The sequence below is a fragment of the Achromobacter sp. GQ309 genome (genome assembly GCF_059759315.1).
In genome coordinates this window covers 628,211-641,816 of the sequence record NZ_JCAXDP010000003.1, presented here as the reverse complement: position 1 = coordinate 641,816, position 13,606 = coordinate 628,211, and the positions used below count along the sequence as shown (strand labels likewise).

13 protein-coding genes and 3 tRNA genes are annotated in these 13,606 nt (G+C 64.2%); 9 read left to right on the top strand and 7 right to left on the bottom strand.

The genetic code is table 11. The features are described from left to right. Positions 1-27: 27 nt before the first annotated feature. On the bottom strand, positions 28-1,305 hold the full coding sequence (gene scpB / locus AC6CIE_RS12315; RefSeq protein WP_175124692.1) for an SMC-Scp complex subunit ScpB: 1,278 nt from the start codon (positions 1,303-1,305) through the stop codon (positions 28-30). 63 nt (positions 1,306-1,368) lie between these two features. On the opposite strand from scpB, the gene AC6CIE_RS12310 reads away from it, so the two are divergent. Further along, positions 1,369-1,445 (top strand) — tRNA-Met (locus tag AC6CIE_RS12310). Between the two features lie 795 nt (positions 1,446-2,240). On the opposite strand, the gene AC6CIE_RS12305 is transcribed toward AC6CIE_RS12310, so the two are convergent. The 3 genes from AC6CIE_RS12305 to AC6CIE_RS12295 all read right to left on the bottom strand — a co-directional run bounded on the left by AC6CIE_RS12305 (position 2,241) and on the right by AC6CIE_RS12295 (position 4,502). Continuing rightward, positions 2,241-3,146, bottom strand: coding sequence for a LysR family transcriptional regulator (locus AC6CIE_RS12305; RefSeq protein ID WP_175124693.1), 906 nt, complete (start codon positions 3,144-3,146; stop codon positions 2,241-2,243). Between the two features lie 101 nt (positions 3,147-3,247). Further along, positions 3,248-4,297: a CobW family GTP-binding protein gene (locus tag AC6CIE_RS12300; RefSeq protein WP_498092308.1), complete on the bottom strand. Its 1,050-nt coding sequence runs from the start codon at positions 4,295-4,297 to the stop codon at positions 3,248-3,250. Between the two features lie 129 nt (positions 4,298-4,426). Beyond that, positions 4,427-4,502, bottom strand: a tRNA-Asn gene (locus tag AC6CIE_RS12295). Positions 4,503-4,715: 213 nt separating this feature from the next. Between AC6CIE_RS12295 and AC6CIE_RS12290 the strand changes: the two genes are divergently transcribed. The 4 genes from AC6CIE_RS12290 (at position 4,716) to AC6CIE_RS12275 (ending at position 8,447) form a co-directional block, all read left to right on the top strand. Continuing rightward, a tRNA-Thr gene (locus AC6CIE_RS12290) sits at positions 4,716-4,791 on the top strand. 142 nt (positions 4,792-4,933) lie between these two features. Further along, a complete protein-coding gene (locus tag AC6CIE_RS12285; protein WP_175124695.1) occupies positions 4,934-5,593 on the top strand; it encodes a response regulator in 660 nt (219 codons plus the stop codon). Continuing rightward, on the top strand, positions 5,590-6,918 hold the full coding sequence (locus AC6CIE_RS12280) for an ATP-binding protein (RefSeq protein ID WP_498092307.1): 1,329 nt from the start codon (positions 5,590-5,592) through the stop codon (positions 6,916-6,918). Before AC6CIE_RS12285 ends, AC6CIE_RS12280 begins: the two co-directional genes overlap by 4 nt. Before the next feature lie 83 nt (positions 6,919-7,001). Continuing rightward, positions 7,002-8,447, top strand: a complete 1,446-nt coding sequence (locus AC6CIE_RS12275; RefSeq protein ID WP_175124697.1) for a DegQ family serine endoprotease — start codon at positions 7,002-7,004, stop codon at positions 8,445-8,447. 25 nt (positions 8,448-8,472) lie between these two features. Here the strand turns inward: AC6CIE_RS12275 and maiA are convergent, their stop codons facing one another. From maiA to AC6CIE_RS12260, 3 genes are read right to left on the bottom strand one after another with little or no spacing between them, the layout of a single operon-like run. After that, a complete protein-coding gene (gene maiA / locus AC6CIE_RS12270) occupies positions 8,473-9,117 on the bottom strand; it encodes a maleylacetoacetate isomerase (RefSeq protein ID WP_498092306.1) in 645 nt (214 codons plus the stop codon). 49 nt (positions 9,118-9,166) lie between these two features. Continuing rightward, positions 9,167-10,144: a 4-hydroxy-3-methylbut-2-enyl diphosphate reductase gene (gene ispH, locus AC6CIE_RS12265; RefSeq protein ID WP_175124699.1), complete on the bottom strand. Its 978-nt coding sequence runs from the start codon at positions 10,142-10,144 to the stop codon at positions 9,167-9,169. Next, a complete protein-coding gene (locus tag AC6CIE_RS12260; protein WP_175184333.1) occupies positions 10,144-10,620 on the bottom strand; it encodes an FKBP-type peptidyl-prolyl cis-trans isomerase in 477 nt (158 codons plus the stop codon). The genes ispH and AC6CIE_RS12260 overlap by 1 nt, the downstream gene beginning before the upstream one ends. A gap of 50 nt (positions 10,621-10,670) precedes the next feature. Between AC6CIE_RS12260 and radC the strand changes: the two genes are divergently transcribed. From radC to AC6CIE_RS12240, 4 genes are all read left to right on the top strand, one after another. Next, complete coding sequence (gene radC, locus AC6CIE_RS12255; RefSeq protein ID WP_498092305.1) at positions 10,671-11,348, top strand: RadC family protein; 678 nt, start codon at positions 10,671-10,673, stop codon at positions 11,346-11,348. A gap of 92 nt (positions 11,349-11,440) precedes the next feature. Further along, positions 11,441-12,067, top strand: coding sequence for an arylformamidase (gene kynB / locus AC6CIE_RS12250; RefSeq protein ID WP_175184432.1), 627 nt, complete (start codon positions 11,441-11,443; stop codon positions 12,065-12,067). Between the two features lie 144 nt (positions 12,068-12,211). Then, entirely contained in the window at positions 12,212-13,060 is an 849-nt protein-coding gene (gene kynA, locus AC6CIE_RS12245) for a tryptophan 2,3-dioxygenase (protein WP_056567541.1), read from the top strand. A 221-nt stretch (positions 13,061-13,281) separates the two neighbouring features. Further along, a complete protein-coding gene (locus tag AC6CIE_RS12240) occupies positions 13,282-13,548 on the top strand; it encodes a type B 50S ribosomal protein L31 (RefSeq protein ID WP_008164119.1) in 267 nt (88 codons plus the stop codon). The last annotated feature ends 58 nt before the right edge of the window (positions 13,549-13,606 follow it).

Below are 13,606 nucleotides of genomic sequence, written 5' to 3'. Positions count from 1 at the left end.
TCGTTGTCACTGGGACAGCTCCGAATTTCAAACTTGGGTAGGCCTGCCGGGAGCAGGCTCGTCATCATCTGGGGACGCCGAATCCGGTTCAGACCCGGACCGGTCGGGGTCCGCCTGTTCCGAAGCCGCGGCGGCAGCATCGGGTTCGGACTGAACAGCCTCGTCAAGACCGTAAACGGGCTCACGCCTGGCGTCGCCAGGGGCCTCGGCATCGGTCTTGTCAGTCGGGTCAGTCGGTTCCGCGTGTTTTGCGTTCTCGACTCTTTCCTTTGCAGCACCGGCCTCGGAGGCATCGGCGGCCATATCGGAAATGTCGTTGCCAGCCCTGTCGTCGGGAAGATCGGACGAGAGCGGCGTATTGGACAAGCCTTCGGCTTGCTCCCGGACGGTGGATTCGTCGGCGGGATCCGCGCCTTCTTCTGTGCGCGAAAGCTGGGATTCTACGCTATCGATGGCCGCTATGGGGACATCGTCTTCCGAAACAGACAATTCCGCAACGGGGAAAATCTCGGAGGATTCGGCATCAGGATCGGCAGCAGGCGGATTTTCGCCTTCTTGCGACGCTTGTTGCGGGGCGTCCGCCCCCTGCTGGACGATGCCGTCCGCCCCGGATTCAGCCGCTTGCGCGCCATCTTCCGCCGGCGCCGCGTCCGCACCACCCTCGCCATCAGCCGGCTCCGGCGACGCGTCCGCACCGCCCTCGCCATCAGCCGGTTCCGGCGTCTCGCCCAGCACCTGCTGCACTTCGCCCAGATCCAGCCCGGCGAGCGCGGCGGCAGCGTGCGCGGTTTCCAGCGGCGGCAGCTCGTCCAGCGCACGCAGCCCCAGATCGTCAAGGAACTGGCGCGTAGTGCCGAACAGCGCGGGACGACCCGGCGCGTCGCGGTGGCCAATGACTTCGATCCAGCCGCGGTCCTCGAGGGCCTTCACGATCTGCGACGAAACCGTCACGCCGCGGATATCTTCGATGTCGCCGCGCGTCACGGGCTGGCGCCAGGCGACGATAGCAAGCGTTTCCATCACGGCGCGCGAATACTTGGGCGGCTTTTCAGGGCTGAGGCGCTCCAGGTAGCGCTGCATGCTGGGGCGGCTCTGGAAACGCCAGCCGGAGGCGAGCTGTACAAGCTCCAGCCCGCCGTCGGCCCAGTTGCCTTGCAAGGTCTCCAGAAGCCGGCGCACCGTGCTGCTGTCGAATTGTTCATCATCCCCGAACAGCTTGCGCATATCGGAAATCTGCATCGGCTGAACCGCGCACAGCAGCGCGGTTTCCAGCACGAGTATTGCCTCGCTATCGTTCATCGACATCCAAATTCAAAAAGGGGCTAACTTGCGCTTGGTTGGAAATAAGGTTAATATTCTTTTCTCAGACGCGGGGTGGAGCAGTCTGGCAGCTCGTCGGGCTCATAACCCGAAGGTCGTAGGTTCAAATCCTGCCCCCGCAACCAATTTGATGAAGGCCTGGCATTCGCCGGGCCTTTTTCATTTGCGGCGCCGGATTCAAAATAAATAAACGAGCGATCGGCGTGGCAATTCAAACCCGCGTGGCACTTCGAACCCGTGCCGCGATTCAATCGCGCACCGCAACTCAAATCAACGACGTGATTCGTTTCGACGCCACCGGCAGCGGTGCCGCGGAATCCAAATCCACGCATCTCGGCGCGGCCACCCGCGGATCTCCCAACGCGACGCTCGCCCGCAAACGACCGAGCCGCCGCAAAAGCGGCGACGCAACAGTCAATGTTGGCTTGCGAAATTGTCACTGGGTTCCTGTTTACCGCCACGCCCACACCTCATGGCGCTGCCCTGCGCTAAAACCACCACGCCGGCGCCCGTAAGGCGGAATGCCTGCCGCGGCTGCGCGGCTGCGGCAAAACGTCTGAGCAAATTCTGGAAAAGCTGGCGCCAGCAACGCTGACGCCTATCGCCAATATGGCCGCGGAACGCGCCGGAACCTCCGGCACCAACCCTTTCCGCGAAGATTGATAGCAAAGACTAGAACCGACGGGCATCGGCCATTGCCGTGCGGCCGAACGCCGCTGCCAGACCGGCTCGCCCCCTTGCGCAAACCGAGCCGGGCTCTGGATTGCGCCGGCCTGCCACCAGGCCGGAACGATTGTTAGGTATTTTTTGGGTCAAAAGCTGGCAAATTATACCGCCATCTATTCAGGCCTCAAGCTGCGGCGTACCCGTTATCGGCCCGCCAACCCGCCGCGCCGGCCTACCCCTCACCCGTCCGCCACTCAGCCCGCCGGCTTGTCCCACGGCGCCGACCCCAGCCGCTCGGCTAGATAATCCATCATCGAACGCAAAATCAGGGGCATCTGCCGGCGCGAGGCGTACACGCCATAAATGCCTAGTTCCTGGGGTTTGCATTGGGGCAGGATGACCTGCAGCTTGCCCGACGCGATGTATTCGGCCGCATAGTACGTCGGCAACATCGCGATACCCGCCCCTTCCACGGCGGCACTGCACAACACCGAGACTTCGTTGGCACTGATGCTTCCCCCCACGGGCACGTCGACCGGCTCGCCATCGCGCTCGAAACGCCACAGGCTCTTGCCGAAATACGAATGGGTCAGGCAATTGCGCAATGACAGATCCTCGACGCGCGCAGGCACGCCTTCGCGCGCAAGATATTCCGGAGAGGCGCAGACCACCGATCGGCACACCGCCAGCTTGCGCGCAATCAGATTGGGATCCAGATCATTGGTGATGCGCACCGCGAGGTCGACCCGCTCTTCCACCAGATTGACCGCGCGCTCGACCAGCATCAGGTCCACGGACGTTCCGGGGTGGCGTTTGACGTAGTCGGTGACGGCCGGCGCCAGATGGCGGGCGCCAAACGACATGCTTGTCGTGATGCGCAGCAGGCCGCGCGGCGTATCCTCGGGTGTGGCGACGGCGCTGTGCAGATCGCCGACCATATCCAGCATCTGGCGGCAGCGCGGCAGGGTTTCGGCGCCAGCTGGCGTGAGGCTCAGGCGCCGCGTCGTGCGATGCAGCAGGCGCACCCCAACCCATTGCTCCATCTCGGCCAGGTATCGCGACACCATGGCGCGAGACATGTCCAGATGCACGGCGGCCGCCGACAGGCTGCCCCGATCGGCAACCTCAACGAACACCTGCATGGCTTTCAGTCGATCCATCACTGTCTCGGCAAGTGCATCAGACCGTACCGGTTATACCGTATTTCCGTGCAGCATCCGCAACGGAATATCGATCAATGAAACGGGGTCCTTCGGCGCAATCACGCGGACGATTGGCCCAAAGCGTGACGCACAGCGGCAGCCACCTCCGGCACGGCCAAGCCGCGAACGATGAACACCAGCCGCGAGACGCGCACATCATCCGGCCATTCGTTCAAGGACTGCAACGGATACAACTCGCCATGCACGCCATGCACTTCACACGGACTTGATTCACCGGCGAAACACACGATGCCTTTCATCCGGAGCACGCCCGGCCCGTAGCGCTCCTGGATAGGCGCGACGCCTGCCAAAAACGCCGCTCGGCTCATCGGCGTTTCCAGCGTGAGTGAAAAACTGCTTACGTCCGCATGCCGTACAGCGGCCGATGACGAGAATGCGCCAAGCCACTTTGCCGTGACCTTCCCGTCGCGACGAGCAAGCAAGTCCGGCCCTTGGAGCAAGCCATCGGCCAACGGGGCATCCGGGCGTTGCACGTAGCGCCGCGCGCCAGGATTGATGGCCTCGATCGCCAGTTCGACTTCGTGCAGTTGCGCCGCATCGACAAGATCGGATTTGCTGATTACGACGGTATCAGCAAGCGCAAGCTGCCGGGCCGCCTCGGGCTGCGCGCGCAGCTGTTCCGCGCCGTGCGCAGCTGACACCACGACGATTGCGCCGCGATACGCGTAGCGCTCGGCCAGAAAGCGTTCGTGCTTCAGTGTGAAGAGGATGGGCGCCGGATCGGCAAGACCGCTAGTCTCGATGATGACGCGCCGGAACGGCTTGATCTTGCGCGCGAGCGCCTGCATGAAGAGATCACGCAAGGTGTCGACCACCGAACCGCTGACCACGCAGCACAGACACCCACCCTCGACCAGCACGACCTTGTCCGGCGCCAGACGCACCAGATGATGGTCCACGCCGATATCGCCATATTCATTAACGATGACCACCGCGTCGGCGTACTCAGGCGCTTGCAGCAGCCGGTTCAAGAGCGACGTCTTGCCGCTGCCCAGAAAGCCCGAGATGACGGTGACACCGATGCGCTTGTCTTGCACCGGCCGGTCGCCCTGCCCGCCTTGATCGCGGCCGCGCTTGTCGTCATTCATGCCGATCGCCTTAGTTGTCGATGCGCACTTGGTAAATACCCATGCTGTGGACCTTTACGCACAGAGACGCGAACACCACCGCAAAAACCAAAAGGGCCACTCACTTGCGTGAGCGGCCCAAAATTCTTTTGGCTCCCCGAGCTGGGCTCGAACCAGCGACCTGCGGATTAACAGTCCGTCGCTCTACCGACTGAGCTATCGGGGATCTGCCAAGACCGAAATTATGAACTAAAAATTCGGCGCATGCAAATCTCGTTTTTTTCTGAATTTTTTCCGCTTCTAGTTGCCCATCGCGAAAAAACTCTGATATAGTTTCGGTCTTTCCAGATCGGGCCCTAAAAAAGCCGACGAACTGGAAGAAAAAAGATGTTTTGCTAGCGCTTTCCGGCTTGGTCCAGAAACAAAAGCAAATGGTCTTGCCGGCATAGCTCAGTTGGTAGAGCAGCGCATTCGTAATGCGAAGGTCGTAGGTTCGACTCCTATTGCCGGCACCAGATTTCCAAAAAGGCAGCCCTCTCGGGCTGCTTTTTTCATTTCATCCCTGCCCGCCCTCATCTCCACCCCGCCACCCTGGCCGGGAACTCGCGCTGATCGCCGCGCGTCCAACCCCCTTGGACCATCCCAGCGGAATAAACCATGCGCATTCTTCTCGTGGAAGACGACATGATGATCGGCGAAAGCGTACTGGACTGCCTGCGCGCGGAACACTACGCCGTCGATTGGGTTCGGGACGGCAGCGCGGCGGACTCTGCGCTGCGCACCGATCCTTACGACCTTGTACTGCTCGACCTGGGCCTGCCCAAGCGGGACGGACTGACGTTGCTGCGCGACATGCGCACCCGCAAGGACCGCACGCCGGTGCTCATCGCCACTGCGCGCGACGCGGTCAGCGACCGGATTGCCGGGCTGGACGCGGGTGCCGACGACTACATCGTCAAACCCTATGACGTGGACGAACTGCTGGCGCGCATGCGGGCACTGATTCGCCGCAGTGCGGGCCGGGCCGAGCCCATTTTTGAACACGACGGCGTTACCATCGACCCGCAATCGCACGCCGCCATGGTCGACGGCGCGCCGGTGGCGTTGACCGCGCGCGAATGGGCGGTGCTGGAACCGCTGATCGCGCGGCCCGGCATGATTTTTTCGCGCGCCCAGCTCGAGGAAAAACTCTATAGCTGGAAAGACAGCATCAGCAGCAATGCCGTTGAGGTTTATATTCATGGCCTGCGCAAGAAACTGGGTCCCAACCTGATCCAGAACGTCAGAGGCGTCGGCTATGTCATCCCCAAAACATGAGCATTCCGCTTAGCTATTCGCTGAGAGCCCGGCTGCTTTTCTTTCTGTTGGCCGCCATCGCGGTCGGCGCGCTCGTGCAAGGCGCAATCGCCTACCGCAGCACCCTGGCGCAGGCCGACGACATCTTCGACTCGCTGCTGCAGCGCACCGCCCTGTCGTTGGGCACCGGCGACGGGCTGCTGAGCACCGGCCCCACACATGCGCGCGGCGCCGGATCGCCGGTTGCCGATGACCTCATCATCCAGATCTGGACGCCGGACGGCTTGCGCGTCTTCAACTCACGCTCGCGCCTGCGCCTGCCCAGCCAGATCGTATTAGGGTTTTCCGACGCGAAGCTGGAAGGCGAAACCTATCGCGTGTATTCGCTGGCCACGCCCTTCCAGGTGATTCAGGTGGCGCAGGACATGCGCGTGCGCAAGAACATGGCCAGCGCCCTTGCGCTGCGCACCGTCGCGCCGATTGCCGCCACCGCGCCGCTGCTGATGCTGATCATCTGGTGCGTCGTCAGTTGGTCGCTGCGTCCGGTCAAGCGCGCGCGCGCCCAGGTGGCCGCTCGCCAGCCCGAAGATCTGTCGCCCGTCAGCGTACGCGGGCTGCCTGATGAAATCCGCCCGCTGGTGCAGGAACTGAACCTGCTGCTCGAACGCATGCGCGGCGCTTTTGCGCAGCAGAAGCAATTCGTGGGCGACGCGGCGCACGAACTGCGCTCGCCGCTGGCGGCGTTGCGCCTGCAGATGCAGGCGCTGCAGCGCGCAGCAGACCCCGCCGCGCGCCAGCTTGCCGAACAGCGCCTGACTGCCGGCATCGACCGCGCTACGCGGCTGGTCGAGCAGTTGCTGTCGATGGCGCGCCAGGAAGGCGCCCAGGAGCAGACGCCGCTGGCGCCGGTGGATCTGGCGGACGTGCTGCGGCAGGCGCTGTCCGAGACACTGCCAGAAGCAAACGCCAAATCCATCGACGTCACGCTGGACGGCGATACGCAAGCGCAGATGCAGGGCAATCGCGATGCGCTGGTGCTGCTGGTGCGCAATCTGCTGGACAACGCGATCAAGCACTCGCCTGCCGGTGGCCGCATCGGGATGCGCCTGGACCACCGCCCGGGCCGCATTTCGCTGATGATCGACGACGAGGGACCCGGCATCCCGGTCCATGAGCGCGAACGCGTGTTCGACCGCTTCTACCGGGCCGAAGGCAACACGACGCATGGCAGCGGATTGGGACTGGCCATCGCACGCACCATTGCCGACCGCCACGGCGCATCCATCACCCTTGAAGACGCGCCGTCCGGCCAAGGGCTTCGTGCGCGCGTCAATTTTCCCGCTTAGCCTGGATTTTTCCCGCTTAAGTTTCCCCTAAGTGTGCGGCCCGAAGATAGCGCCATGTTCCCAACATGATCGCAGGAGCCGACATGAAGACCACGCAAATCAAACCCTCGCGCCTCGTCCTGGCGCTGCTGGCAGCCGGCGCCATTGGCGGCGCAGGCGCAACCGCCTTGACCGGCAGCGTTTCGATGGCCGCCGAAGCCCCCGCCGCCACCGCTGCGTCCCAGCCGATCAGCGCGTCCGTGCCGCCCAACTTCGCGCAAATCACGCGCGAGTCCGGTCCGGCCGTCGTCAACATCAGCGTCAGCGGCACGCGCAAGGTGTCGGCCGCCGAAAGCGACGACCCGTTCGCGCAGTTCTTTGGCCAGGTGCCCGGCGCTCGTGGCCGCGCGCCGGCTCGTGAAGTCCCGATGCGCGGCGAAGGCTCGGGCTTCATCGTCAGTTCCGACGGCATCATCCTGACCAATGCGCACGTGGTCCAGGACGCCAAGGAAGTGACAGTAAAGATGACCGACCGCCGCGAATACAAGGCCAAGGTCCTGGGCGCCGACCCGCAGACCGACGTCGCCGTCATCAAGATCGAGGCGAAGAACCTGCCGGTCATCAAGGTGGGCGACGTGAACAAGCTGCAGGTGGGCGAATGGGTGCTGGCCATCGGCTCGCCCTACGGCCTGGAGAACACCGCCACCGCCGGCATCGTCAGCGCCAAGGGCCGTTCGCTCCCGGACGACACCTCGGTGCCGTTCATCCAGACCGACGTGGCCGTGAACCCCGGCAACTCGGGCGGTCCGCTGTTCAACGACCGCGGCGAAGTCGTGGGCATCAACTCGCAGATCTACAGCCGCACCGGCGGCTTCCAGGGCCTGTCGTTCTCGATTCCCATCGACCTGGCCTACAAGATCAAGGACCAGATCCTTGAGCACGGCAAGGTGCAGCATGCGCGCCTGGGCGTGACGGTGCAGGAAGTGAATCAGGACCTGGCCGACTCGTTCAAGCTGGATTCGCCGTCGGGCGCACTGGTGTCGAGCGTCGAAAAGGGCAGCGCCGCCGAAAAGGCCGGCCTGCAGCCGGGCGACGTGGTGCGCAAGATCGACGGCAAGACCATCGTGTCTTCCGGCGACCTGGCTTCGACGATCACCATGGCCGCCCCCGGCGAGAAGATCAAGCTGGACGTATGGCGCAACGGCGGGCAGAAGGAGATGGTCGCAACGCTGGGTGGCGTGCCCAAGGACAAGACCCAGGCGTCGGCCGACGGCCAGGAAGTGCAGCGCGGCCAGCTTGGCCTGGCGCTGCGCCCCCTGAGCCCTCAGGAGCAGCAGGAGTCGGGTGCGGAAGGCCTGCTCATCGAGCGTTCTGCAGGCCCCGCCGCCAAGGCTGGCATTCAGCCCGGCGACGTGCTGCTGTCCCTCAATGGGGTGCCGGTGCACAACGTCGGCCAGGTGAAGGCCGAGTTGTCGAAGGCGGGCAAGACCGTAGCCTTGCTGGTGCAACGCGGCGAAGACAAGATCTTCGTGCCGGTGCAGATCGGCTGATCAGCCGGGTCTGATCAGCCGGGCATCACTCCGCGTCGGGCTGCTTGCCCGGCGCGGCCGCCTCAAATGCCGGCAATGCCCGGCACGCCGCGTCGATGCGCAGGACATTGGGCATGGCCGACAGGTCACACTCGAAGCGCTGCGCATTCGCCACTTGCGGCACCAGGCACAGGTCCGCGATGGTCGGCGTGTCGCCGTGGCAGAACTGACCCGTGGCGCGGGAAGCAGCCAGTTGGGTTTCCAACGCTTCAAGACCCTGATGCACCCAGTGCTTGTACCAGGCCGTCTTGGCCGCTTCATCCACGCCCAGCGTGTGCTTCAGATACTTCAGCACGCGCAGGTTGTTCAGCGGATGCGTATCGCAGGCGATGCCCAGCGCCAGATCGCGCACACGGGCGCGGCCGATGGCGTCGGCAGGCAGCAGCGGCGTTTCCGGGTGCGTTTCTTCCAGGTATTCGATGATCGCCAACGATTGGCCGATGACCGCATCGCCATCGACCAGCGTGGGAACCAGCGCGGTCGGGTTCACCTTGCGGTAGCCGGCCGACAGTTGCTGGCCGCCATCCTTCAGAAGATGAACCGGCACGGTCTCGTACGGCAGGCCCTTCAGGTTCAGGGCAATGCGTACGCGATACGCGGCCGAGCTGCGGAAGTAGCTGTAAAGCTGCATGGTATCTCCTCGGTATTCTTGTGGCGCCGCCCGCGTGGGCGGCGCTTGTTCATTCCAGCGATTCGGTCTGGGCCGCCTTGCGCGACAAGCCCTTGGGCAGCGGAAACGCGACGTTTTCTTCCAGCCCCGGCATCTTGCGCACCGAGACGGCGCCAAGTTCCTTGACGCGCGCGATCACCTGCTGCACCAGCACTTCCGGCGCCGAGGCGCCCGCGGTCACGCCGATGCGCTTGCGGCCGACGAGCCAGGCGGGGTCGATGGATTCCGCGCCGTCGATAAGATAGGACGCGACGCCCTTGCGCTCGGCCACTTCGCGCAGGCGATTGGAGTTCGAGCTGTTGGGGCTGCCCACGACCAGCACCAGATCGCATTCCGGCGCCAGGATCTTGACCGCATCCTGCCGGTTCTGCGTGGCGTAGCAGATGTCGCTTTTCTTGGGCTCGGCGATGCTGGGAAAGCGCGCCTTCAGCGCTTGCGACACCGCGGCCGCGTCATCGACCGACAGCGTGGTCTGCGTGACGTAGGCCAGGTTTTCGGGATCGGTGACTTCGAGGCTGGCGACGTCTTCGACGGTTTCGACGAGGTACATGCCGCCCTGCGCCTGGCCCAGGGTGCCTTCGACCTCGGGATGCCCCTTGTGGCCGATCATGATGATCTCGCGGCCGGCGGCGCGCATGCGCGCGACTTCGATGTGAACCTTGGTGACCAGCGGGCAGGTGGCGTCAAAGACCTGCAGCCCGCGCGCTTCCGCTTCAGCGCGCACGGCCTTGGAGACGCCATGCGCCGAAAACACCACGATGGCGCCCGCGGGCGCATCGTCGAGCTCGTCGATGAAGATGGCGCCCTTGGCGCGCAGGTCTTCCACGACGTAGCGGTTGTGAACGATCTCGTGACGCACGTAGATGGGCGCGCCGTGCAGTTCGATGGCCCGTTCGACGATATCGATGGCGCGATCCACGCCTGCACAGAAGCCGCGCGGCTGCGCCAGCAGGACTTCGGCGTCGGAGGCGGTGACAGCCTGGCTCATCAAAGCACTCCCAGCAGCGCCACGTCCACTTTCAGGCTGATGCCTGCCAGCGGGTGGTTGAAATCGAATAGCGCGGATTCGTCGTTGATTTCCTTGAGGACGCCCGAATAGCGGCCGCCATTGGGCGCGGTGAATTCAACCAGGTCGCCGGGTTCGAACGTGGCGTCCTCGCCGGCGTGCTGCGCCAGCATGGCGCGCGTCACGCGCTGGATCAGTTCGGGATTGCGGTCGCCGTAGGCGTCTGCCGGCTCGATGGTGACGCTGAACTTGTCGCCCTCGGCGCGGCCGACCAACGCGGCCTCCAGGCCAGGCGCCCACTGCCCGCCGCCCATCTGCAACGTGCCGGGACGGCCGTCGAAGGTGTCGGTGAACACCGAACCCGCTCCCGGGCCCGAGGCCAGGGTGATGCGGTAATGCAGCGTCAGGTAGGAATCCGGACGGACCAAAACGTTCACTTCATTAGAGGCGATGCTCACGATCTGCCACCGTATGGGTATTTGAGTAAACCCTGATTTTAGAGCCTCTTATGAAATTGTCCGTCCGGCTGCCAAAACAAGACCGTCCCCGAGAGCGTCTGCTCCGTCACGGGGCCGCATCGATCCAGGATGCCGAACTGCTGGCCGTCGCGCTGCGCACGGGGATTCCAGGGCTGAATGTAGTGGATCTGTGCCGTCAATTGCTGGACCGGTTCGGCGGGCTGCGCGGGTTGCTGAGCACCTCGCCCCAGGACCTGATGTCCATCGCCGGATTGGGGGCGTCCAAAGCCTGCACCCTGGCAGCGCTGCTGGAACTGGCCCGCCGCGCCATGGAAGAAGACCTGGTCCGGAACACCGCCATGAACCACCCCACCCGAGTGAAACAATATTGCAAGGCGGCGCTCGGCCATCTGCAAGTGGAGCACTGCATCGCCCTGTACCTGGACGCCCAGCTGCGCCTGATCGCCACGGGCGAACTGGCGCGGGGCACGCTCTCGCAGGCGGCGGTCTACCCGCGGGAGGTCGTGCGCGAGGCCTTGCGCCACCACGCGGCGGCCCTCATCGTGGCGCACAACCACCCGTCTGGCGTGGCGTCGCCCAGCGCGGCAGACCACGGCTTCACGCGGCACCTGAAGGAAGCCCTGGCGCTCGTGGACATCAAACTGATCGACCACCTGATCGTCGCGGGAGGCTCGGCGGTGTCGCTGGCTGAACTGGGCTGCCTCTGACCGCAACAAGCGCCGGAATTCCGTTAGACTACCGCCCGATATTGTTTTAGGCTTAACCTAATTCCGGCCCTCGCGACCTTTCCTTGCCCGCCATGAAACGCCTGTGGGACATTTCCCCGCCCGTCTCGACGGCATCTCCCGTCTTTCCGGGCGACACGCCGTACCGCCAGCAATGGAAGTGGACGGTTACGCCCGGCTGTCCGGTCAACGTCAGCGAAATCACGATGTCGCCGCACATCGGCGCGCATGCCGACGCCCCGCTGCACTACCAGAACGGGGCCGCAGCCATCGGCGCGGTTTCGCTTGAACCCTTCCTGGGCCCTTGCCGCGTGATCCATGCGATCGACTGCGGCGACCTCATCACGATCGACCATCTAGCCCATGCGGCGCACAACCTGCCGCCCCGCGTGCTGGTGCGCACCGCCAAGCACGCCGCGCAGGACTGGTGGACGGATGACTTCTCCGCCTACGCGCCCCAGACCATCGAATGGCTGGCCGAACGCGGCGTCATGCTGATCGGTCTGGACACCGCCAGCATCGACCCCGCTTCCAGCAAGACCCTGGACAGCCACCATACGATCTTGCGGCACGACATGCGGGTACTGGAGAACCTGGTGCTCGACGACGTGCCGGAAGGCGATTACGAGTTGATCGCCTTGCCGTTGGCGCTGATCCAGGCCGATGCCAGCCCGGTCCGCGCGGTCCTGCGCGAACTGTAGGCTGATTTGCCGGCCCGGGCGCGGCTGCCCGACAGCAGCCGCCCCGCTTGGAGAATCGACCATGCAATTCCTATTCGCGCCCCACTGGCGCGCCCTGCCCGCATCCGCCCGCCGCGCCGCGCCGCCCTGCCACGGAGGCCGCGCATGAGCCAGAACGAACGCCCCGAAGACATCGTCCACCAGGAAAAGGCGCAACTCGATTTCGCGCGCGACATGACCTACGGCGATTACCTGCATCTGGATGAACTGCTTGGCGCCCAGCACCCGATGTCGCCCGAGCACAACGAGATGCTGTTCATCATCCAGCACCAGACCAGCGAGCTCTGGATGAAGCTGATGCTGCACGAGCTGCGGGCCGCGATCGCCAGCGTCGCAGAGGACCGCCTGCAGCCGGCCTTCAAGATGCTGGCGCGCGTCAGCAAGATCATGGAGCAGCTCGTCCACGCCTGGGACGTGCTGGCAACCATGACGCCGCCTGAATACTCTGCGCTGCGTCCCTATCTGGCGCGCTCAAGCGGATTCCAGAGCTACCAGTACCGCCAGGTCGAATTCCTGCTTGGCAACAAGAACGCGGCCATGCTCAAGCCGCATTCGCACCGCGCCGACCTGCTGGCCCAGGTGCAGAGCGCCTACGAGGCCCCGTCGCTGTACGACGAGGCACTGCGGCTACTGGCGCGCAACGGCCTGGATATCCCGGCCGATCACCTGGAACGCGACTGGACCCAGCCGTATCAGGCGTCGGCGGCGGTCGAAGCCGCCTGGCTGACGGTCTACCGCGACACGGACCGCTATTGGGCGCTCTACCAGCTTGGTGAAAAGCTGACCGATCTGGAAGACGCCTTCCGGTTGTGGCGATTCCGCCACGTTACGACGGTCGAACGCGTCATCGGCTTCAAGCGGGGCACGGGCGGCACGTCTGGCGTGGATTACCTGCGGCGCATGCTGGAAGTGGTGCTGTTTCCGGAAATCTGGAAACTGCGCACGGATCTCTGACATTTGCGTCGCGCTGAAACCCGGGCTGCATGACAGCCCGGGCGCCCATTTGCGGCTGGCCGCAGGCAGCATCGCGTGCTAGAATGCGGGGTTACTTTTTGGATACGTGGCTAGCGCCTGTCGCGCCAAGATTTGGTAGCGAACCGCGGCAGCGGAACCAGGCAGCTGTAGCTGGCGACCCTAACTCTTGAAAAAGACTCGACCGAGTCTAGGAAAGCACCATGAAAGAAGGCATTCACCCCGAATACCGCGAAGTCGTCTTCGCCGACCTGCAAACGGGCAACAAGTTCATCACCCGTTCGACCGTCCAAACGCGCGAAACCGTTGAACTCGACGGCAAGACGTACCCGCTCTTCAAGTGCGACGTGACCTCCGAATCGCACCCGTTCTACACTGGCGCCCAGACCCGCATCGTCGAAACCGGCCGCGTGGAAAAGTTCCGCGCCCGCTTCGCCCGCACGGCTGGCACGGTCAAGTCCGCTTCCTGATCCTGTTGCTCCTACGGGAGTCACAGCAAAAAGGCAGCCTTCGGGCTGCTTTTTTTTC

Coding starts and splice junctions, on each gene's coding strand:
- AC6CIE_RS12275 (WP_175124697.1), top strand. CDS start 7,002: ATGAAGACCACGCAAATCAAACCCTCGCGCCTCGTCCTGGCGCTGCTG.
- AC6CIE_RS12305 (WP_175124693.1), bottom strand. CDS start 3,146: ATGGATCGACTGAAAGCCATGCAGGTGTTCGTTGAGGTTGCCGATCGG.
- radC (WP_498092305.1), top strand. CDS start 10,671: ATGAAATTGTCCGTCCGGCTGCCAAAACAAGACCGTCCCCGAGAGCGT.
- AC6CIE_RS12240 (WP_008164119.1), top strand. CDS start 13,282: ATGAAAGAAGGCATTCACCCCGAATACCGCGAAGTCGTCTTCGCCGAC.
- kynA (WP_056567541.1), top strand. CDS start 12,212: ATGAGCCAGAACGAACGCCCCGAAGACATCGTCCACCAGGAAAAGGCG.
- AC6CIE_RS12280 (WP_498092307.1), top strand. CDS start 5,590: ATGAGCATTCCGCTTAGCTATTCGCTGAGAGCCCGGCTGCTTTTCTTT.
- maiA (WP_498092306.1), bottom strand. CDS start 9,117: ATGCAGCTTTACAGCTACTTCCGCAGCTCGGCCGCGTATCGCGTACGC.
- ispH (WP_175124699.1), bottom strand. CDS start 10,144: ATGAGCCAGGCTGTCACCGCCTCCGACGCCGAAGTCCTGCTGGCGCAG.
- AC6CIE_RS12285 (WP_175124695.1), top strand. CDS start 4,934: ATGCGCATTCTTCTCGTGGAAGACGACATGATGATCGGCGAAAGCGTA.
- AC6CIE_RS12300 (WP_498092308.1), bottom strand. CDS start 4,297: ATGAATGACGACAAGCGCGGCCGCGATCAAGGCGGGCAGGGCGACCGG.
- kynB (WP_175184432.1), top strand. CDS start 11,441: ATGAAACGCCTGTGGGACATTTCCCCGCCCGTCTCGACGGCATCTCCC.
- scpB (WP_175124692.1), bottom strand. CDS start 1,305: ATGTCGATGAACGATAGCGAGGCAATACTCGTGCTGGAAACCGCGCTG.